Below are 22,795 nucleotides of genomic sequence, written 5' to 3'. Positions count from 1 at the left end.
TCAGTATCCCGGGTTTTGAATTAAAGCTGTATTCTTCTGCATTTCTTCATATAATATGGGAACGAGGTAATTCCTGTCATTCCATGCGTGGGTTTCATAGGTAAACTGTGAATATTCCGAGCCATCATACTGAATTCCATATGCCTCTCCATATGCCTCAGGCGCTATCATCCACCTTCTCACATCAAAGAAGCGCTGGACTTCAAATCCTAATTCAACTTTCCTTTCGTTCCGGTAATGATCAATCAGGACCTGGCCTGTTTCCGACGCCGGTATATCAGGCATGCCTGCCCGTTGTCTTATAAGGTTCATTGCCTGGCGGGCATTTGTTTCCTCACCCAGCCCTAGGCAGGCCTCTGCATAATTGAGCAAAACTTCTGCATACCTTAACTGGATATAAGGCTGGGGTTGTGGTGTTCCCTGGTAATGGTCGTTTTGCGAGGGAGATATGAACTTTTTTAGATAATAACCGGTCGAATTGCCCTGTTTATAATCAATTCCGGTTCCCTTGGTAATATCAATGGTATCCAGTGTTACCACATCATTTGCATTGTGATACCAGGGTGAACCATGGTGCAGGATGGAAGCATTAAACCGGGGATCGCGGTTTGAAAAGGGATCGGCAGCCTGCAACCCGAAATTGAATTTTGAACCATCAAGGTTCTCAAAGGAATTGGCCATATTGGCTGTTACCTGGTTCAAACCATACCCTCCATACGATGGCGTGCCATTGAACCATGCCACCCAATCCATCGCCCAGTATGTATTGACCTTATCAAGCCTTGTAATGAATATCTGTTCGTTTGACGATATGGCAAGAAACAGCTCCTGGAAATTGGCCGATGGATCAGGATTTTCGTTATAAAGCGAATAACCCATTCCCATCACCATCTCAGCGGCTTCCTTGGCCTGCTGGTATAACTGAGTCCTGTTGCCTCCTATATACCCGATTAATTCCGGATGTGAGTAACCCGATGACCATGATGTGTTATGGTGCAGTTCACTGGCAGCATAAAGCAGAACCCTTGATTTCAGCGCATACACTGCACCGGTGGTGGCCCTTGTTTTATCAGTTTGCCCTGCCAGCCTGTTGTCGGCCAATGCGGCATCCAGGTCTGCCAGTATGAAATTGATGGTTTCTTCAAATGTATTCCTTGGAATATTATAATTGTCTCCTATGTTTACCACATAATCAATAAGGGGTACCCCACCGTATTGTGCCATCAACACATAATAAAAATAGGCCCTGAGAAAATGGACTTCATCAACCATCTGCTCCCGGTAAGCAGCAGGGGTATTCTCAGCAAGATGAATTTTTTCAAAAAACAGGTTACACGACCTTATATTGCCGTATGCATAATTCCACCACCATCCGTCCATACAAGCTGCCCAGTTGGGTTTGAATGCCCCGGGCTCCTCCGGGGTCATATTCGATTGAAGGACACGGTCCATAATCCCGTCATTCTGAATGGGAACACTTTCATCCACAAGCGACGCGTTGGAGAGCCAGGTATGAGGATAGGGGACTCCATTATAGATACCAAACAGGAAACTTTCAATCAGGCTTGTATTTTTCCAAACCGTGGCATCATCATATTTATCACCGGGATAGGTGTCGAGATAGTCATCGCAGGAATTGGTAAGGGCAGCTAAAAAAAGGAATACCAGTGTGTATGCAGAACGTTTCATTTCTTACTCTTTTAAAAAGTTATGGATAAGCCGGCTGTAAGCATTTTCTGCAAAGGGTATCCTTCCCCTGCCATGCCATCACCTTTTGCTTCAAGCTCGGGATCAAAATCTCGCATGTCCGGTGTCCAGGTGACCAGGTTATATCCGCCTGCATGTATCCTGCAACCCGTAAGTCCTAATTTGCCCGCAATCTTTTGTGAAAGGTTATAACCCAGTTCAAAATTCCTCAACCGGATAAAATCGGTTTTCCTTAGCCAGAAGGTATTTGCATTTTCAGAGCTTACCCAATATTCATCATTCCTGTTGAAAGTCCGCGGATAATCGGCATACGGATTATCTTCCGTCCAGCGGTTATCATAAAAATCTTTCATGTAATTTGAACCGGTCTTGCTTCCCATATACTGGATGTATTTTATACCCCCTGCCTGTCCCTGCACCAACAGGGCCAGGTCAAAGCTTTTGTACATAAGTTTCACCGTGATTCCGCCTGAAATGGTAGGAACCACGTTTTTATAAATGCGTTTCATGTCATCCCCGTTGATCTTCCCGTCGTCGTTGATGTCTTTGAACCTGACATCCCCTGTGCGCGCATTGTTCATATGCGGATACTGATCAAGTTCCTCCTGAGTGTGAAAAATGCCATCAGCTATATAAAAGATGCCTGATTTCATAGGATGACCGGTCTGCTTTTGCCAGGGAAGCATACCTTCGGCTTCATCAAAGAATAATACCCTGTTCTTTGCCCACAGGCCATTAAATGCCACCGAATAATCAAGTTCATGATCATTATCCCGCCACAATAATTCAAAATCGAAGCCCTGGTTTCTTACTTTTCCCAGGTTTATCAATGGCAGTTTGTCCGATGTGCCCGTCATGTCCGGGATGGAAGCCGCCTGGCTGATGAGGATCTTAGTCCTGAGATTATTGAAGTAATCAAAAGTAAAAGTCAGTTTATTGTTTAAGAAGCCCATATCGGTTCCGACGTTGAACTGGTTGGCCTCTTCCCATTGGGCTTTAGAATTGCCTGCCAGGCTTTCACCATATACCGGGTATGTAGTGCCGTTTCCTGAAATGAAATTTCGCCATGATTGCTCATACAATGAATAAAACTGGTAGGCAGGAATCAGGTCATTGCCGGTTTTCCCCCAGGAGGCACGTATTTTCATATAAGGAATGAAACCGGCAAAAGGCAGGTCTTTCCAGAAAGGTTCCTCTGCAATTCTGTAGGCAAGCGAAATACCGGGAAAAAACCCCCATCGTGTAGAGGGGCTGAATTTGCTGGAACCCTGGTACCGCCATACAAATTCAGCAATATACCGGTCTTTCAGTGTGTAATTAAAGCGGCCGAAATAATTCTTCCACCGGTTGATACCCGGGTTCGAACCGGAAGCATATTGTTTGTCCTCATCACCAAAATTAAGCTCATCAGGATAATTGAGTGTAAAATTCCGGCGTTCGGCTGTAAACCAGAAATAATTGTTCTGGATTAGCTCCATACCGGTCACTATGTTCAGGTTATGGTCATCAAATTTTCGCTGGTAGGTCAGGAAACCGTTAACCACATATTCCTTGTTAATGGTGAGCGACTGCTGCAGATTGGATTCTCCGAATCCGTTGCTTTCGAGAACAGGCAGGTTGTCCGCATCTACTGTAACCCGATCCCACTGGTAAAGCTGGTAATGCTTTGAAAACGACTTGTTGTAATTCAGCCCCCTGTCGAGCGCGCCGGTAGCCGTTAAAGTAAGTCCTTCAATACCGGGAATTTTAACAAGGAGCTTTGAATTTACATTGAAAACATAATTCTCGCCTTCTGCTACACCGCCATCAGGCGTAGCCTGAACAACAGGATTCACCTGGTTACTGGGATCCAGCGGGGGGCCGGGTAAACCATTTGGCCATCGGGCTACCTGCATGGGCAGGGCAGTCATCAGGTTCAGGAAGATAGCCGGGGACCAGGCGGTCGGAGATGTTCTCTGCTCAACACGTAAACCGGCATCTACCGAGAAATCAATATACTTATTGATCTTGTGGTCGATATTTGCCCTTATGTCGTGCTGTTTGTATTTGCTGGCGCTGTTTTTGAAAAATCCATCCTGGTTTCGTGACGAAATGGATACAAACGACCTGATTTTTTCATTTCCGCCTGACATGGTTATGTTGGCATTACCCTGCATTGACCACGGTTTAAGAACTTCCTTAAACCAGTTTGTGTTTGGATAACGCCAGGGGTCTGAACCGGAACGAAATGCTTCAATCTGCTCCGGTGTATATACAGCAGGCCTGTTATCATAATAGTTTACCTCGTTGGCCAGTGTGGCGAACTCTGCAGAATTTGTAAGTTCCGGTATCCTCGTAGGCCGGGTCCATCCCATGGTGTAGCTGGCTGTAAATTGTAATTTTTCAGCATTACCCCGCTTTGTGGTCACCAGAATGACACCGTTTGCAGCCTGGGAACCATAGATTGCTGCTGACGCGTCTTTTAACACGGAAATATTTTCAATTGTTGCCGGGTCAATTCTCTCAAGCGACCGGTTCGGTACCCCGTCAATGACAATCAGTGGAGAATTATCATTCAGCGTACTCTGTCCCCGGATATATAAGGTGGCATAATCTTCACCCGGTTCACCGCTTTGCCCTACTGTTACCAGCCCCGGTATTGAACCGGCCAGTGAATTGGTAACATTCAATGCCGGCGACCTCGATACTTCCTGTCCGTTTACCTGGGCCACTGACCCTGAAACCGTTGTTTTCTTCTGGGTGCCGTAGCCGACAAGGACAACCTCGTCGAGTTGTGCCACTTCAGGTTGCATGGTAATGTCAATTATCAACCGTCCGTTTAACTGCACTTCCTGCGTCTTATATCCTATAAAGGTAAAGACAAGCGTTGCGTTACCATCGGTCACTTTAACAGTATAATTGCCTGCTATATCGGTTATTGCACCGTTAGCGGTTCCTTTTTCCCTTACATATACCCCTGGAAATCCATTACCCGTTTCGTCTCTTACAGTTCCGGATATGCTAAGGGAGCCGTCGGAAGTACCTGTTGATGCTGAATAAACAGGCAAACAATAAAGTATGATGGTAAGGAAGAGAATACCTAATGCTGACTTCTGATAAATTTTCATAAATTGGATTCTATTTCAATCATGAAATTATATAAGGCACACTGAAGCCGATAACAGAAAAGAACCCATTCATAACAGAATCGTGTCATAGGGTTAAGCCGTTGATAATGATGGATTCAAAACAGACAGAAATGCAACACCGCTTAAAAATTGCATTGATTTTAACTCTCCTGGTTCGGTTTACTTTACCGGCACCAGCACAGGAATTTATCCGGTATAATATAACAGATGGTCTTTCTGGTGTTGAAGTGACGGATATAATAGAAAATGGAAATTTTTTATGGATATCGACGACAGATGGCCTTAACCGATTCGACGGCAAGCACTTTAAAGTCTTCAGGCATCAACCGGGCAATACCAACAGTCTCAGGGAGAACAATACGGAATGTCTTTATTTCGACAGGGACAGCCTGTTATGGATCGGGTTGAAATCAGGCGGGGCCGACATTTATAATCCCCGGCTCCAAACCTTTATGCATCTTAACGACCTTATCGGAGACAGTGTGCCGGTCAGGGTTATTTCCATTTTCGAAGATTCACATTTGAATATATGGCTTGGAACATGGGAGGAGGGTTTATATCAACTGGTTCCCGAAGGAAAAGATAAAAAGCACTTCAGGGTGAAGATCCATTACCCCGGATATATCGTATCCTCTCTCCTCGAAAAACCACGGGGCTTTTTAAGGGTCGGTACTTATTTCGGGTATTTTGTTTATGATATTTCGAAAAACAGGTGGATTGAAAATGAACACCGAAACGCCTCAGTTACGCGTTTTCTTGATGACGGGAGTAAAAATGAACTATGGTGCTCTACCTGGTCATCGGGATTGTTGAAACTGAATTGGGATGAATCAGACCCCGGACAGATGAAAATTGCCGGGCAGTATTCCGATAGTCGATTTCATTCCATCTTCAGGATGGCTTCCGGGCAAAATGGTTCTTTATTTCTTGGCACCTGGGGCAACGGGTTGAAAAAAATGGACAATGATTTCGCTGTCAGGTCCGGATTCACGGGAAAAGGATTCTCCGCTTCATTAATTAACTCCTTGCTGAGAGACCAATATAATAACATATGGGTGGGAACTTACGGAGAAGGATTAATCCGGTTCAGCGATACTGAAACCGGGTTTTCTCATTTTCCTGCAGAAGGAAAACTGCCTGCACCGGCTACTTCACTGGCAGACCTGGGAAACGGTAATATCTTGGTGGGGACACAGGGATCAGGTTTGTATAGGTTAAGCCTGCAGGATAAAAAGCTTATCCCGTTGAGCATAGGTTCTGAAAAGGAAGATCTCGCCAATTTCATGCTGAGCTTATACACCAACGGAGATCTGGTATTTGCAGGCCATGACGGAATGGGAATTCCTTACAGCCTGAACAGAAAGGATGAACATTTCGGTTTTAAAGTATTCAGGCATGATCCTGCTATTCAAAAAGTCACTTCATTTTTTCAGACTGATGACGGTACCGTTTGGATCGGAACGAAACAAAGCGGGTTGAGTTCACTGAAGTTTGATTCAGGCTTGCCCGGAAAGTATACATACTATGATAATTTCAGGCGGGAAGAAATAACAGGATTTGCGCCTTTTGACGACTCTACCATGGTTATTTCCTCTCATAGCGGTTTATTCAGGTTCAATACAAAAACCGGTCGGCTTGCTCATAAGGGTGAACTCTCGGGAGAACTGATTTACCGGTTGTTTTTTGACAATAAGAACAGGCTGTTATGGATCGGGACTTCCACTTCATTGATGCAACTAAATTATAATGCTGATCCGTTAAAAGCTGAATCCCTGTTTGCTGATTATGGTCTTCCGCAGGGAGCAGTGCGATCACTTATTCCCGACGGAGAGAATAATCTCTGGTTTTCAATCGGCGAAAGACTGTTTTGTTATGTTTCAAGGGATAGTAATGTTTTTGAGATTGACTGGGACCAGGTTGGCAATCATGCTATTCTTTCAAGCACTAAAACACGTTTTAAAGGCAAAGACTATCTTGTGTTCGGAACTACTGATAATTTGATTATTGTTGATCCGTATACCTTACTGCACCATGAAAACGCCGATCAGATTGTTCTGACTGAACTTCAGATTGACCATAAAATAATTAATGCCGGTGATAAGATCGAGGGTATCGTAGTAACACACGTCGCACCTGAATATGCTTCTTCGATTACACTTTCGTATAAAAGCCGCTGGATTTCTTTACTTTTTGCGGAATCGGGACCGGATTTGTATGTAAACCGGTATCAATATATAATTGAAGGATTCACAAAAAAGTGGCAACATCTTGATTTAAAAAATCCTATTACCTTTTCGCAACTAAACCCCGGTGAATACACCCTTAAGATCAGGAAATTTGACAATTCTCCGGAATCTGGTATCTGTCGGGCTATACACCTTACCATAGTCCCTCCATGGTGGAAAACAAAATGGTTCAGGATTATTGCAGTGGCATTAATAATCTTAATCGTGATTTTAGCAATATGGCTTGCGATTAACCATAACAAGAAGAAACAGGTGGCCGAACTCTTCAGAATCGGTAAGGAAAAAGAACAGGAATTATTACGCGAAAAAGAAAGCTTCTTTACCGGCCTTTCGCATGATCTGATGACACCATTTTCCCTTATAATCTCACCTTTGAATGATCTTCTGAGAGACCAGGATAATAAAGACGGTGTTAAGGATAAACTCAGGATCATTCATAAAAATGCGTCTTACCTGAGTGATATTTTCGGAACCATACTCGACTTTAAAAAAGCTGAATTAAACAATGATGAGCTGAAAGAGACAAAAATTGAAATTGTATCCTTTTGCAGGATGGTTGTAAACGCATTTGATTACCTCGCCACATCAAGAAAAATCAGCCTTGGTTTTGTTTCATCTCACGACATGCTTGAAATCATTACAGATCATGTTAAAATAGAACGAATCCTTTTTAACCTTATCAGCAATGCCATTAAATTCACGCCCGATAAGGGTCAGGTGGAGGTAAAACTTTCACTTGATCACCTGAACCAGTTGACCATGGGTGTAAAAGATAATGGTACCGGGATGGAACTAAAGAACCAGGCCCGTATTTTCGAAAAATTCTTTAAGGAATCCGATGGCATCCCTTTTGCCAAAACAAAAGGGTTAGGACTCGGGCTTTACATTGTACGGAAATTCACCGAAAAACTCGGGGGAACAGTTATGGTAAAATCCGAACCTGGCAAAGGCACTGAAATTGAAGTTTGTATCCCGGTTAAAATGGCGGAATCAGCCGGCGAACCTGAAACACTCAAATCCGTTTCGGGCGATAAATCTACCATCCTCATTGTCGAGGACAACCCGGATATGCGTGATTATCTTGAGCAAAAACTCGAAGCCAGCTTTAATGTGTTTACGGCGGAAAATGGCCAACAGGCAATTGCAATGATTGAAAAAATAATGCCTGAGATAATCATTACGGATATTATGATGCCCGACCTCGATGGATTATCATTGACCCGCACCATAAAGCAAAATCCCCAGTTTTCAGACATATTTGTTGTGATTCTTACAGCCCTTGTAACCACCGATGATGAGCTCCAGGGGTACCAGCAAGGGGCGGACCTGTATATTAAAAAACCCTTTGATGGTGAAGCCTTGCTCAATCAGATGATAAACATCCACACAACTTCAGGGAACCGGAAAAGGCAGATTCTTTCATGGCTGGTTTCCGGGGAAGACGACAGAACGAATATCGAGTTTGACCCCCGCGAAGCTTTTTTGAAAAGGGCGATGCAGGTAATAGAGGAACATATTATGGAACCTGAATTCCGGATTGATGAGTTTGCTTCGGCTATGAATGTAAGTAAAACGGTTCTTCACCGGAAATTCCGTGTGCTGCTCGAACAAAGTCCAAACCAGTTTATTCGTCTTGTCCGCTTACGGAAATCCCTTCATCTCCTGAGGAATACCGATCATTCCGTTGCTGAAATAGCCTATCTGACAGGGTTTAACCAATCGCATTATTTTATTAAATGTTTCCGTGAAGTGTACCATCAGACCCCTGGTGAGTTCAGGGGAGAAGTGAGAAGTGAGAAGTGAGAGGTGTGTGGGGGAGACCTGACAGCGTCCGGAGGACCTGTCAGCGTCTCAGGGCATTTAGAAAAACAATAAAAAAAAACTTTACGAAATAGCATAATAATTACAAAAATCGTATATTTGTACCATTAAACGTATCCTAATAATGAAAACGTCTGATGCAAAATACGACACGATTTTGAAGACCGGAAGGTCACTGTTCTGGAAATACGGATTTAAAAGGGTATCCATTGAAGAAATTTGCAGGGAAGCCGGTATAAGCAAAATGACCTATTATAAATTTTTCCCCAATAAAATCGAACTGGCGCGGAAAATTTATGACAACGAGGCGGATCGCGGAATCCGTGAATTCAAACTTTTTATGTCCGAGGAAGGTTCGCCTGCTGAAAAAATGATGAGGATGCTGAAACTTAAGCAGGAAGGAACCAATGACATCAGTAAGGAATTCCTTGCTGATTTTTACAATAACCCTGAACTCGGACTTAAAGAACATATCGAACAGGTTAATCGCAGGCTATGGAAAGAAATCATGGACGATTTCAGGAATGCCCAGAAAAAAGGGCTTTTCAGAAAGGATATCAAGCCTGAGCTCATCCTGTATTTTGCAGAAAAAATGATGGACATGATCAATGATCCGCTTCTGATCAGTATGTATGAAAAACCTCAGGATATGGTAATGGAACTGGCCACCTTTTTTGTATTTGGCATTTCTCCGAAAAATTAAGATGAAACAGCTGAAAGCTATATTGACGTTGATTTTAGTTCTACCCTTTATATCGGTCGGGGCACAGGATTCCCTTTCCTTTTCAGGAATGGTTTCAGGCTGGATGCATGTTAATCCGGAAATAGACCTGCCTGTGAATGCCGGTTTGCGTTATATTCCCGCATTCGATTACCAGGTGAAGCTAAAAAAAGACAGGATGATTGATTTTGAAGCGTCTGCCAACATCAATGGTTCTCTTGGATTTTCACCTTTTGATACAATACATTCCTACGGAAAAATCAAGCCTTACAGGGTATGGGCGCGTTTTTCAGCGGATCAATATGAACTACGGCTGGGATTGCAGAAGATCAATTTCGGGTCGGCATCCATGCTTCGTCCCTTAATGTGGTTTGACCAGCTTGATCCCCGCGATCCGCTTCAGCTTACCGACGGAGTCTGGAGCCTTCTGTTCCGATATTATTTCCTTAATAATGCGAATCTATGGCTTTGGGGATTGTATGGAAATGAAGGTCCTAAAACCTGGGAAACCGGTAAATCCGCTGAATTGCCTGAATATGGCGGGCGCTTTCAGTCGCCGGTTCCCAAAGGAGAGGTGGCCCTCTCGTTTCATCACCGGATTGCTGATACACGCGGATTGACCGGAGATTTTCAACAATACGGAAGAGTAGGAGAGAACCGCATAGGGATCGACGGCAAATGGGATGTAGGCGTTGGCCTCTGGTTTGAAGGAACATGGATCGGGAAAACAAGATACTCCGGATTCTACACAAACCAGGAGTTATTTACAGCAGGAATCGATTATACATTCGGTTTAGGCAACGGACTTAATGTGATCGCTGAGCACCTTGTGTTTGCTCTGGATGAGAACGCGTTTCAGTTCAGAAAGAACACGTCCTTCACAGGAATTTCCCTATCCTATCCGCTCGTCATGAACGATAATCTCAGCGGTATTGTGTTCTACGACTGGACTCATGGTAATTTTTACAACTTCCTTAACCTCAAGCATGACTTTGGGAAGATGACCGGTTACCTGATGGCTTTTATGAACCCGGCTCAGTATATCATGCCTCAACAGGGTGAATCATCGCAGTTATTTGCCGGTAAAGGCTTTCAAATTATGATTGTATATAATTATTAACCATTATGGAAAACAATAAAATAATTGAGATCAGCGGACTTACCAAGCGATTCCCAATGGGAAAAGCAGTATTTACGGCGCTGAAAAACATCAATATCTCATTCGGCGGAGGAGAATTTGCAGGACTCATCGGCCCCAGCGGTTCAGGTAAAACCACCCTGCTGAATATTATCGGGTCACTGGATAGTCCCACAGACGGCCGGGTAACCGTGCTCGGTAAATCGATTGGTGACCTGAATGCCAAACAGGCTGCTCAACTTCGCAAAGTAAACCTCGGCTTCATCTTTCAGAGCTATAATCTTCTTGCTGTTCACACCGTTTTTGAAAACGTTGAATTCCCTCTTTTACTGCTTGATTACAGTACTGCCGAACGCAGGAAAATGGTGATGGAAGCGCTGGAATGGGTGGGACTTACTGATAAGGAGCGCTCAAAACCTCCGCAGCTTTCGGGCGGCGAATGCCAGCGTGTGGCCATTGCAAGAGCCATGGTTAAAAAGCCGTCGCTTGTTCTGGCCGATGAGCCTACAGCTAACCTGGATGCGGCTAATTCTCACAATATCCTGCAAACCATGGTGAAACTGAATAAAGAACTGAACACGACTTTCCTTTTTGCCACTCACGACGAAAAGGTTATCGGTTATCTGAAACGAAAGGTTTTCCTTGTGGACGGGTCTGTTAACCGGGATGAGGTGCTGAATTAATACATGGGTTATGAAAACTGCATTTAAACTGGCCTATCGTAATCTTGTCGGTGCCGGGCTGCGCACCTGGCTGAATGTGATTGTGCTTTCTTTTTCTTTTGTTGTGATTATCTGGATGAAAGGGTTGCTTGCAGGATGGGACCGCCAGGCAAAAATCGATATGATCCGGTGGGAAATCGGAAGCGGACAAATCTGGCATCAGTCCTATGATCCCTTTGATCCGTTTTCATTGCAGGATGCTCATGGTCGGATCCCGGATTCCCTGGCAACTCCTGTTCAAAATAAAGTAATCGTTCCTGTTCTTATATCACAGGGCACCATTTATCCTTCCGGACGGATTCAATCGGTTATGATTAAAGGTATTGATGCAAAGCAGAACCTGCTGGCACTTCCCACTGAGAAGTTTGACACAGCATGCGGCGCTATCCCGGCCATAATCGGTGAAAACATGGCCCGCTCAACTAAACTGAAGGCCGGTGATTACACTACACTCAGGTGGCGCGATGCCAACGGCACTTTTGATGCCACTGAAATATGCATTGCCGCTGTTTTTAAATCCAATGTGCCGTCAGTGGATGTGGGACAGGTTTGGATTCCGCTGGATACCCTGCAGAGAATGCTCGGAATGCCTGGCGAAGCAACTCTGTTTACGGTTAAAACTCCTGAATTGGTTGTTTCTCCGGGACCTCAATGGAAAAGGATGCCTCAGAAAGCCCTTGTAGCTGACCTGGAATCGATGATCAAAACAAAATCCGCAAGCCAGTCAATATTCTACATTATTCTTTTGCTGCTGGCCCTTTTGGCTGTTTTTGACACACAGGTATTATCCATTTTCAGGCGTCAGAAAGAAATAGGAACCTATGTGGCGCTTGGATACACCCAGAGCCAGGTTGTGTGGCTGTTCACACTCGAAGGAGCCATGCATGCTGTTCTTGCCGCTGTGCTCGCAACAATATACGGATTGCCGTTTTTTATCTGGCAGGCGCAAACCGGTTTTAAGCTGCCAGTTAATGGAGGTGATTATGGAATTGCCATAGCAGATACATTATACCCGGTTTATAGTGCAGGACTGGTAATGTCAACGACGCTGCTGGTTCTGCTTACAACTGCACTTGTAAGTTACTGGCCATCGAGGAAAATAGCACGACTGAAACCAACAGAAGCTTTAAGGGGGAAATTGCAATGATACGATTCTTATTCAAAGGACTTTTGCGGGATAAAAGCAGGAGCCGGCTGCCCGTGATTGTGGTAGCGCTTGGCGTTATGCTCAGTGTATTTATGCATTCATACATTACAGGACTTATGTCGGACATGATTGAAATGACGGCTAAGTTCACTACCGGTCATCTTAAGGTAATGACTAAAGCCTATGCCGATAACGCCGACCAGTTTCCGAATGATCTGGCTATGCTTGATGCCGGGAAAATGAAAGAAAAGCTGGCAACAGATTTCCCCGGATTTCAATGGACGCCCCGTATCAATTTCGGGGGATTGATTGATGTGCCTGATACAACCGGTGAAACCAGGAGCCAGGGTCCGGCAATGGGACTTGGAATTGATTTATTGTCGGAAGGCAGTGAAGAGGCAGAGCGGCTCAACCTGGCAAAATCACTTGTGAACGGAAGGCTACCCGAAAAGAGGGGAGAGATTCTTCTCAGCGACGCCTTTTCAAAGAAGCTGCAGGTGAAACCGGGAGAGCAGGTAACCCTTATCGGATCGACAATGAATGGGGGAATGGCAATCAGTAATTTCACTGTTGCCGGTACAGTACGGTTTGGAACCAATGCACTCGACAGGGGAACTCTCATTGCCGATATCGCCGATGTGCAGCAGGCACTTGAAATGACCGATGCTGCAAGCGAGATTCTCGGATTTTCAAAAGAGGGGTATTATGATAACGACGAGGAAGAATTAATTGCCCGACAATTTAATTCGAAATACAATACAAGCGAAGACCTTTATAAACCGGTTATGCAAAAGCTTGGCGACCAGAGGGGAATGGACACATATATCTTTATGTCGGAAAGTATGGGTTCCATTATAACCTTCGTATTTATTATTGCCATGTCGCTGGTGCTTTGGAACGCCGGTTTGCTGGGTGCCCTGCGACGATATGGTGAAATCGGAGTCCGACTTGCCATGGGCGAAGAAAAGGGTCACGTATACCGCATGATGATCTATGAATCGGTGATGATTGGCATCGCCGGAACCATAATCGGAACCTGTTTTGGCCTGGGATTCGCATGGCTTATGCAAACATACGGTCTGCATATAGAAACATTTACAAAGGGAGCCACAGCGGCTGTTATGATGCCGGATGTGGTAAGGGCAAGAATAACAGTAACCGACTATTACATCGGGTTTATCCCCGGAGTGATTTCAACGATTATCGGTACTTCTCTTGCCGGCATCGGAATATTTAAAAGAAAAACAGCACAATTATTCAAAGAATTGGAGGCTTAAAATGAAAACGATAGAAGTAAAATTAATGGCTCTAATAATTGGCGGCTGCAGCCTGTTTTCATCGGTGTTGTCACAGGATCCGCTAATGATGCTGAACCGCGTGGATAAAAACATGTCGGCTCGTAGCAGGGTTTTTGAATCCACTATGACAATCCACGGAAAAAGAAATGATCGCACGGTTCAGTCAAAGACTTATTCCGAGGGGTCAAACAGGTCATTCACCGAATACCTGGCCCCGGCATCTGACAAAGGAACCAAGATGCTTAAGCTTGAAGGACAGTTGTGGATTTATTCACCTTCGGCCGATCGTACGATCCAGATATCCGGTCATCTTCTCAGGCAATCGGTTATGGGTTCTGACCTTTCGTATGAGGATATGATGGATGACCGTAAACTGACTGATTTGTATACGGCCGTTTTTTCGGGAAACGAAAAGATCGGCGACAGGGATACCTGGGTGCTTGAACTAACCGCAAAGGTCAATGATGTAGCTTATTATAAACAAAAGATATGGGTCGACAGGGAAAGATTCATCCCGTTGAAGCAGGAACTATATGCCCGGAGCGGGCAATTGCTGAAACGCACTGAATTATCGGATGTACAAAACATCCAGGGCCGCTGGTTTCCCACAAAAGTCTTATATAAAGACATGCTGAAAGAAGGAAACGGCACTGAATTTAAAATGTCAAACATTAAGTTCGACCAGGAAATTCCGGGTTATATTTTTACAAAAGCTGCATTAAAGAAATAGGTTACCGGTTATCTTTCCAGACGAGACGCCCGTTTTTAGCTGTTGTGAAGAAGTCAGCGCACCGGCCGTCACCGCCGCCGGCAATACCCCCATCGGGTGAACAGATATAATTACACCGGGCATCCGTCAGCTCACTGGGAATATCGCAGCAATGCTGGGGAATATAATATACAGTCCGGCCCTTGTAGTTGTAAGAGTATATTTCTGCAGGCGGGTTCCATACAGGTTCACTTTTTATCTCATCAATCCTGGCCTGGATGCATTCGGGAATGCCGGCCAGTTTAACCATTTCATCATTCGGCGCATCTGTATTCTCACAGGTTGCAAGAAGCAGTAGCGAAAGCAAAAACACATATTTCATAACCGTTAAATCACAATCATGATGCAAATTCCCGGCCAAAGGTTGCCTGAAATGAGGTTTTAAAGTGACCACCAAAAAATACTATTGTGAAATTCCGCCGGTTGGTACTTATTCGGGGTCGGACCAGGCTATTATGTTGTATATTAGTTTTTTAATAATAAAAAAAGGCCAATATCTGGCCTTAGAGCATCATTTTTGGCATGTAAAATGGCCTTCTAAGAAAACACCTGTTTTGCGGCGGTTGAATCTGATTTCTTAGAAGGCTAAAAATAGGGTCAAAAATGACTCTGTAAGACCAAAAACAGGTAAAAAAATAACTTTAAATCCCTTAATATCAATAAAATAGTTTGGTCCGACCCCGATAAAAGAACTATTGAGAAATTCCTCCTGTGGGAATTACCTGTTTGATTGTGCCGTCCGCATTATAATAAAGCTTATCAAAACAAATGGACCTTCTGAAAGGATGCGGACTGCCGGGATGGCCCCAACCAAATAGGGGTTTGATGCCGGGATTATTCCTGAAATACAAGTCGGAGTTGTGATAGAATAAATACCATTGGCCTTTATATTGCACAATGGAATGATGGTTGGTGCCACTGTTCATTTTCTGCAACACAACGCCTTTATATTGAAAAGGCCCCAGTGGGTTGTCACTCATGCAGTATTTAATTTCACCGCTCTGAGCGGCATACGACAGGTAGTATTTGCCCTTGTATTTATGCATCCAGATGGCTTCAAAAAAATCATCAGTGCCTTCGAGCAGGTAAACCCTGCCGTCGTATGAAATCATGTCCTTATTGAGCTTAATTGCATTCACAACGAGTTGTCCCATGTAAAGATAAGCCTGTCCGTCATCGTCAATGAAAACACAGGGATCAATGAAATCACGGTTGCACACTACACCTTTCGATTTGGTATGGATCAATGCCGAATCGAGAGGATCCTTGAACGGCCCGTACGGCCTGCTACCCACTGCAACCCCTATTTTACTGGCTTCAACCGGATAATAGAAATAATACTTACCGTTTCTGTATGCACAATCAGGTGCCCACGCCTCAGAATGAGCCCAGCCCAAGTCGTTCAGAGATAGCGCAACACCGTAATCGGTCCATTTTTTCATGTCGGTTGTTGAAAACACATGCCAGTCTTTCATCGAAAACTGCGTGGCCGTATCCTCGTCATGCGACGGATAAACATAAAGCGTATCGTTAAACACCCTTGCCGAGGGATCGGCGGTATACATATGGGTTATAAAAGGATTTTGCGCTAAACATGCATTAAAAACCCAGGCAAAGCAAATCAGAAAAATGATGCGGTTCATTGTATTTATATCAATCATACTAAAAGTAATGAAAATTTAAACGGGATCAAAATCCGGTAGTCAGCCTGATTTTTTTTCAAACAAAATTCATATATTTCCTTTACGAAGTCCATGGTTAAATTTTGTTTACTGTAATATACCGGATAAAACCCCGATCAAGCCATATTCTGATTACTAATTTTCTGATCTGCAAAGCATGGAAAAAAACAACGAGCCGTTTGAGAATATCTACAAAAGCATAACTGAATCCATTGGACTACCTGTTTTTTCAGTTGACACCCAATACAGGTACACCAGTTTTAACAAGATTCATGCAGAACAAATGAAATTCCTGCATAATGCAGACATCCGACTGGACAAAAGTATCCTTGACTATTTTCCGCTTGCCGCCGACATTCAAAAGGTAAAATTCAATATTGATAAAGCGCTGAGGGGAGAGCAATGGATTGACGAGGCCTCATGGGGTGAATCACCCAATACATTACATTATGAGGTAACTCATAACCCCATATATGATAAGACAGGGAAGATTAAAGGTGCGGTTTTTGTCGGAAGGGATATATCAAATTACCGTAATACACAGGAAAAATTAAATCAGATCATTCAGAATTACAATGCTGTATTCCAGACTTCACCCAATGCCATTGTAGTAACGGACATTAACGGAGTGGTGAAAATCTGGAATGAAGCTGCTGAAAAGATATTCGGATGGAAAAAAGAGGAAACTATCGGTAACTATGCCTCTTTTATTCCACCTGACAAATCGGAAGAGGCGATTGGTGTAAGGACCCGGATACTTGCAGGTGAAACCATAAAAGGATTTGAAACGGTTCGGCTTGACATTACAGGTAAACGCATTGATGTCCGGTTCTCAGCGTCACCTTTTCGGGATGGTCATGGTGAAATTAGCGGTATCATTGCCATAATCGAGGATGTATCGGAACGCAAGGCTGTCGAGAGCGAGTTGCAACAATCGCTGCAAAATAAATTGAAAATTGAGCATCAGCTCCGTGACGTTATGGACCATATGATTGAAGGGTGTCAGATCCTTGGAAAAGACTGGACGTATAAATACCTGAATGACGCTGCTGTAAGGGATGCCCGTATGGAAAGAGATTCTCTTATCGGCCGTAAAATAACCGAATGTTTTCCTGATTTTGAAAATACAACTATCTATTCTGTCATGAAGGATTGTATGGAAAACAGGGTATTCAGGAACGTTTATAATGAATTCACCTATGAAGATAAATCCAGGGGATATTTTAATCTTTCTATCACACCTATACCTGACGGATTGTTTGTCCTGAGCCTGGATATCACCAAGCAGAAACTGGCACAGGAGGCGTTACAGATCAGCGAAAATAAACTCAAACTATTTGTGGAATATGCTCCTGCAGGCATTGCGATGTTTGACAGTAAACTTAATTTTATTGCGGTAAGCCAGCGGTTCCTGAGTGATTATGGCCTGGATAAAAACATCATAGGACGACATCAATACGAAGTATTTCCGGAAGTACCTGATCAATGGAAGGAAATTCATAAAAGATGCCTGTCGGGTGCAACCGAATCCAAGGAGAAAGACTTATTCAGGCGCAAAGATGGATCAGTGGATTGGGTACGATGGAAAATAACGCCATGGTTTGAAAACTCCAGCCGCATAGGAGGAATTGTTTTGTTTTCAGAACTGATTACAGAAAAAATCAAGTCGGAAGAAGCTCTTGAAATTTCGCGGAAGAACTTTGAAACGGCTTTTGAATCCAATCCATCAGCTATCGTTATTGTTAATTCTGAAAATAAATTCGTCCTTGTAAACGAGGCCTTTACTTCTATCCTGGGGTATACCAAAGAGGAAGTGACCGGCAAACACGATCAGGATATCAGTACTTTTGTTGATCTATCGATCAGGCAGTCTTTAAAAGAAATGCTTTCCCGATCCGGCTATATAAAAAACGAAGAAATTCTGGTTAAAACGAAGTCGGGCGAAGTTAAAACTGTAATAATTTCAGCCAGGCCTATTATTCTTTCAGATGAAAATTGTGTATTAATATCATTTGTTGATATTACCGGGCTAAAACAGGCGCAGGAAAAACAACGGGAAAGTGAGGAAAGGTTCTCAAAAATATTCCATTCCAGTCCGGTTGGAATTAATATATTCGACCTCGAAACCGGTTTTTCCATGGATGTAAACCCTGCATTTCTTGATATGATTGGCTATTCAAGGGATGAGGTCATAGGTCATTCTGCCGATGAGATGAACTTGTTTGTGAGATCCGGAAGTCGCAAAATTTGGGTCGATATTCTTAAGCAAGGTTCCGGTGTAATTAACCAGGACGCAGCCATCAGAAGAAAAAACGGTGAGATACGGTATGCCATGGTTTCTATTGAAGTAATTGAAATCAGGGGCAGGAAAATGGGCCTTGTGCTGGCAACCGATATAACGGACAGGAAAATTGCCGAAGACACCATCCGGTTAAGAGAAGCCGAACTCAGAAATTTAAATGAAACACTTGAACAAAGTATTGCAGAGCGCACTGCTGAAGTGATGGACCTGTATAACAATTCACCGTGCGGGTATCATAGCCTGAATAAGGATAGCGTATTTGAAATGGTGAATGATACCGAACTACGGTGGCTGGCATATGAAAGGGATGAGCTGATCAATAAAATGAAAGCCATGGATATCCTCACGCCGAAAAGCCAGGAGACATTCAGCAATAATTTTCCGATCTTTATGAAAACCGGTTTTCTGAATGATCTTGAACTTGATTTTATCCGAAAGGATGGAAGCATATTATCTGTACTGCTGAATGCCACGGCTGTCTATGATGATAATGGAGGTTTCCTTCGAAGCCGTTCTACTATGATTGATCATACAGCCAGGAAGCATGCGGAAGAATCATTGAAAAAAGCATTAATCCGACTTGAGGAAGCCAATAAGGAACTTGAATCGTTCAGCTATTCAGTTTCGCATGATTTAAGAGCCCCGCTCAGAGCAATAAACGGATTCACGCAAATCCTGCTTGAAGATTACAGTCCCCGTTTTGATGAGGAAGGAAAAAGAATCTGTGACGTCATTCAGCATAACTCGGATATGATGGGCCGCCTGATTGACGATTTGCTTGCCTTTTCCCGTTTCGGCCGGTCAGAAATGAATAAAATAAGCATTCCCATGCACCGGATTGTACAGTCGGTTATTGATGAACTGATTACACCACAATTGAAAAGACGTACAGAAATTGTGATGGGAGAACTGCCTGAAGTAATAATCGATCCATCATTGATGAAACAGGTGTGGGTTAACCTGATATCCAATGCCATTAAATATTCATCAGGGAAAGAACAAACTATAATCGGCATAACTTCCGTTATTCATTATGACAAGGTTGTTTTCTCAATAAGGGATAATGGCATCGGATTTGATATGATGTATGCTGATAAGCTTTTCGGAGTTTTCCAGAGACTTCATTCCGAAACCGAATTTGAGGGAACCGGGGTTGGGCTGGCTATTGTCAAGCGAATTATAAACCGTCATGGAGGGGATATATGGGCTGAAAGCCGGTCCGGTGAAGGATCTGTATTTAGTTTTTCAATTCCAAAATAAGTCGCTATGGAACGAAACGGAATCATTGATCTGTTGCTGGTGGAAGATAATTCCAGTGATGCGGAACTTATACTCCGGGCATTGCGCAAACAAAATTTAAATAATTCGTGTAAAATTGTCAGTGATGGAGCTGAAGCGCTTGATTTTCTGTTTTGCAGAGGACATTATAACGATCGTAATATTGATCACCAGCCGAGAGTTATATTTCTTGATCTGAAATTACCGAAGATAAGCGGACTTGAAGTGCTGGGCGCATTACGATGTGAACCCAAAACAGCAAGTATCCCGGTTGTTGCCCTGACCTCCTCGCAGGAAGAATCAGATGTCCGCACTGCCTACAACCTGGGTGTTAACAGTTATGTGGTAAAACCACTCGATTTTGAATCCTTGTCAAATGCTATTTCCCAGGCCGGTTCTTACTGGCTTCAGCTGAATCATGTTCCATTCAGGTAAAAATCAACCTGACAGCGTCAGAAAGACCTGTCAGCGTTGATTTTAAAAGTGATTAGTGACTGGTGACTGGTGACTGGTAAGTCTCACACCGATTACTAATTACCGAATACCGATTACGGTAGACCTACTCACTTCTCACAACTCACCTCTTTTCTCTATTGCCCCTCAACATAAACCAAATTCGTCAGTGCTACAATTCGTTCGCCGTTGCGCGAATTGTAGGATACTTTATAGTTTTGGGCATACCATCCGCTTCTTTGATAAGCCTGGGGCTGTCTAACTGCAGTAAAGCTGTTTACCGGGTTGCTGAGCAGGTAATCCCTTGTTACCATCGGTTCCCAGAAGGTAAATTTCCCGTCATAGGAGCCCCAGATAAATGTCTTTGTAAATATACCGCTGCCACTAATTTCAGGAGAAAGCAGGTCAACCCAGTGAGATCCCATTTGCGGCACTCCACCGGGCCCTTTGAAATAGAAAGGAGGAATATAAATGGAATCCGGTAGATTTTCAAATTGAATGGTGTCATTAGGACCTATGGCCAGCCTTTCTTCCAGGGGAATAGTGTAAAAATGGAAATCAAAGTGAGGCAAGGTGTAAACATGCTCAGGCTCATGTCCTGCTGGATTCCAGTCGACTGTAGCGTGTGTGTAAAAATCCTGGTCAGAAGCTTTCGGAAATTCAAGAACAAACTCTGTCATATCATGGGGAAGGTTATCTAGAGCTTTCTTTGACATAAGTATACCAACGGCTTTCGGATCGCCGTTCCTGTCCTCAACAACAAAAGTACGTACTGCCCCGTTGCCCATATGTACCGCAGGACCGTAAAATGTCTTGTCACCTGCACATTTCAACTCTCCTGTCACATCATAAGCCTCAGCTTCCTGTTCCGGTTCAGGTGTGTTCAGCGATTCCTTCTGGCACTGAATGGCAAACAGTGAACCTGCGATCGCGATGACCGCCCACATCTTTCTCGTATTTCTCATAAACATTAAATTTAACGGTTAATTAATTGAGATAATCAGATCAATTAACCTTTATTGTGTCGGCAAAGTTTAAAGGATTGTTAAATTTATTACTCCTCCTCCCCAACCATCCTTTCCCTAACATGCATTTCCTCCAGGTCAATCAGTGCCTGGTATTTCCTGATCAGTTCCTCATCACAATCCGCAATCTGGTTCATGTCATTCAATATATTCCGCTGGTGTTGTAACAAATCAAGATAAATCGCCTGGAATTCGGTTAACGTGTGATCTTTTGTATTCTCGGCCTCTTTAATCTCATTTCTGAAGAAATCGCGGTCGGTCTGAAGCTTTTCATACAGGTTTTTAAGGTGATCATTCAGATGACGCTGGCGCGTATATTTTTCATTTAAATATCGGATCGAGTCTTCGGTTATTTTCCTTTGAATATAAATTTCTGCTTTTTGTTGCGGCAGAGATTCATGGTCTATACCCGGCTTAATCTTACGAATAAGCCAGGGAAGTGTGAGTCCCTGGAAAACCAGCGTAACCAGGATTACAATAAACGTGATAAAAAGGATCAGATTCCGGTGGGGAAATGGATTGCCGTCAATCATTAGGGGAATGGAAAGTGCGGCGGCAAGTGAAACCACGCCGCGCATTCCCGCCCATCCGAGGATGAGCGGTGAACGCCATCCCGGGTTGTCATCAGCGACTGTGATAAACCGGCTTATGAACCGGGTAAATACGGATGCGCCCAGCGTGCACAGCAAGCGGGTAAGAATGAGTACCAATGAAATAACCAATCCGTATTCGATAGCATTGATGAGGGTAAAATCGCCGAGTTGCCTGACTATTGAAGGCAACTGAAGTCCGATGAGCATAAAAACCAATCCGTTCAATACAAAGACGAGGTTTGTCCAAACATTGAATCCCTGCACCCGGCTTTCATAGGTGAGTATGTCATTTCGCCTGCTCGAAAGGAAAAGTCCCCCGCTCACCACAGCCAGCACTCCTGAAAAGTGGAAATGCTCTGCAACATAGTACATACAATAGGGTGTTACCAGGGTGAGTGCTATTTCAATACTGGATGTGGTGGGCAGCCACCTGTGTATGGCATAGAAAATACCAGCAATGGCAACACCAATCAGTATTCCCATAATGATGACAAGAATAAAACTAAGGGTGGCCTGCTGAAGGCTGAATTGTCCTGTAATGATAGTTGCAAGCGCAAAACGGAAAATAATTAATGATGAGGCGTCATTTAAAAGACTTTCTCCTTCTGCTACACTGACAAGCGTTTTCGGAACATTTACCTGGCGCATGATGGATGTGGCTGAAACGGCATCAGGAGGTGAAATGATACCGCCCAGCAGGAAGCCCAGGGCCAGCGTGAATCCGGGAATAAGCTGGTTTGCAACGAAAGCTATGACAAAGGCAGT

15 protein-coding genes are annotated in these 22,795 nt (G+C 43.8%); 9 read left to right on the top strand and 6 right to left on the bottom strand.

Features of this window, described 5'->3' with window-relative positions:
- Together VK179_00825 and VK179_00820 are read right to left on the bottom strand one after the other, a co-directional pair.
- Positions 1-1,689 (bottom strand): RagB/SusD family nutrient uptake outer membrane protein, encoded by a 1,689-nt coding sequence (locus VK179_00825; protein HLO57261.1) that lies wholly within the window; start codon positions 1,687-1,689, stop codon positions 1-3.
- An 11-nt stretch (positions 1,690-1,700) separates the two neighbouring features.
- Positions 1,701-4,814: a TonB-dependent receptor gene (locus VK179_00820; GenBank protein HLO57260.1), complete on the bottom strand. Its 3,114-nt coding sequence runs from the start codon at positions 4,812-4,814 to the stop codon at positions 1,701-1,703.
- 131 nt (positions 4,815-4,945) lie between these two features.
- Here VK179_00820 and VK179_00815 point away from each other — a divergent pair, with 131 nt between their 5' ends.
- The 7 genes from VK179_00815 (at position 4,946) to VK179_00785 (ending at position 14,658) form a co-directional block, all read left to right on the top strand.
- A complete protein-coding gene (locus VK179_00815; GenBank protein ID HLO57259.1) occupies positions 4,946-8,884 on the top strand; it encodes an ATP-binding protein in 3,939 nt (1,312 codons plus the stop codon).
- A gap of 142 nt (positions 8,885-9,026) precedes the next feature.
- Positions 9,027-9,605, top strand: coding sequence for a TetR/AcrR family transcriptional regulator (locus tag VK179_00810; GenBank protein HLO57258.1), 579 nt, complete (start codon positions 9,027-9,029; stop codon positions 9,603-9,605).
- 1 nt (position 9,606) lies between these two features.
- Complete coding sequence (locus VK179_00805) at positions 9,607-10,743, top strand: hypothetical protein (GenBank protein HLO57257.1); 1,137 nt, start codon at positions 9,607-9,609, stop codon at positions 10,741-10,743.
- 5 nt (positions 10,744-10,748) lie between these two features.
- The gene (locus tag VK179_00800; protein ID HLO57256.1) at positions 10,749-11,444 is read left to right on the top strand and encodes an ABC transporter ATP-binding protein; all 696 of its coding nucleotides are present in this window, start codon (positions 10,749-10,751) and stop codon (positions 11,442-11,444) included.
- A 10-nt stretch (positions 11,445-11,454) separates the two neighbouring features.
- Positions 11,455-12,630, top strand: a complete 1,176-nt coding sequence (locus VK179_00795; GenBank protein HLO57255.1) for an FtsX-like permease family protein — start codon at positions 11,455-11,457, stop codon at positions 12,628-12,630.
- Entirely contained in the window at positions 12,627-13,907 is a 1,281-nt protein-coding gene (locus VK179_00790; protein HLO57254.1) for an FtsX-like permease family protein, read from the top strand. Before VK179_00795 ends, VK179_00790 begins: the two co-directional genes overlap by 4 nt.
- Before the next feature lies 1 nt (position 13,908).
- Positions 13,909-14,658 carry an outer membrane lipoprotein-sorting protein gene (locus tag VK179_00785; protein ID HLO57253.1) on the top strand — a complete coding sequence of 250 codons (750 nt, stop codon included), beginning with the start codon at positions 13,909-13,911 and terminating at the stop codon, positions 14,656-14,658.
- Between the two features lies 1 nt (position 14,659).
- Here VK179_00785 and VK179_00780 read toward each other — a convergent pair whose 3' ends face one another.
- A complete protein-coding gene (locus VK179_00780) occupies positions 14,660-15,019 on the bottom strand; it encodes a hypothetical protein (GenBank protein HLO57252.1) in 360 nt (119 codons plus the stop codon).
- Between the two features lie 370 nt (positions 15,020-15,389).
- Positions 15,390-16,358 (bottom strand): family 43 glycosylhydrolase, encoded by a 969-nt coding sequence (locus VK179_00775; GenBank protein ID HLO57251.1) that lies wholly within the window; start codon positions 16,356-16,358, stop codon positions 15,390-15,392.
- Positions 16,359-16,536: 178 nt separating this feature from the next.
- Between VK179_00775 and VK179_00770 the strand changes: the two genes are divergently transcribed.
- Both VK179_00770 and VK179_00765 read left to right on the top strand, forming a co-directional pair.
- The gene (locus VK179_00770; protein HLO57250.1) at positions 16,537-19,941 is read left to right on the top strand and encodes a PAS domain S-box protein; all 3,405 of its coding nucleotides are present in this window, start codon (positions 16,537-16,539) and stop codon (positions 19,939-19,941) included.
- Positions 19,942-19,947: 6 nt separating this feature from the next.
- Positions 19,948-20,394 (top strand): response regulator, encoded by a 447-nt coding sequence (locus VK179_00765; GenBank protein HLO57249.1) that lies wholly within the window; start codon positions 19,948-19,950, stop codon positions 20,392-20,394.
- Between the two features lie 155 nt (positions 20,395-20,549).
- Here the strand turns inward: VK179_00765 and VK179_00760 are convergent, their stop codons facing one another.
- Positions 20,550-21,377: a DUF5602 domain-containing protein gene (locus tag VK179_00760; protein HLO57248.1), complete on the bottom strand. Its 828-nt coding sequence runs from the start codon at positions 21,375-21,377 to the stop codon at positions 20,550-20,552.
- Positions 21,378-21,466: 89 nt separating this feature from the next.
- Positions 21,467-22,795, bottom strand: a 1,329-nt coding sequence (locus tag VK179_00755; protein HLO57247.1) for a cation:proton antiporter, incomplete at its 5' end; no start/stop codon positions are given.

It is taken from the genome of Bacteroidales bacterium, assembly GCA_035299085.1.
Lineage (GTDB): Bacteria > Bacteroidota > Bacteroidia > Bacteroidales > UBA10428 > UBA5072.
This window is presented reverse-complemented; position numbering and strand designations above follow the sequence as displayed.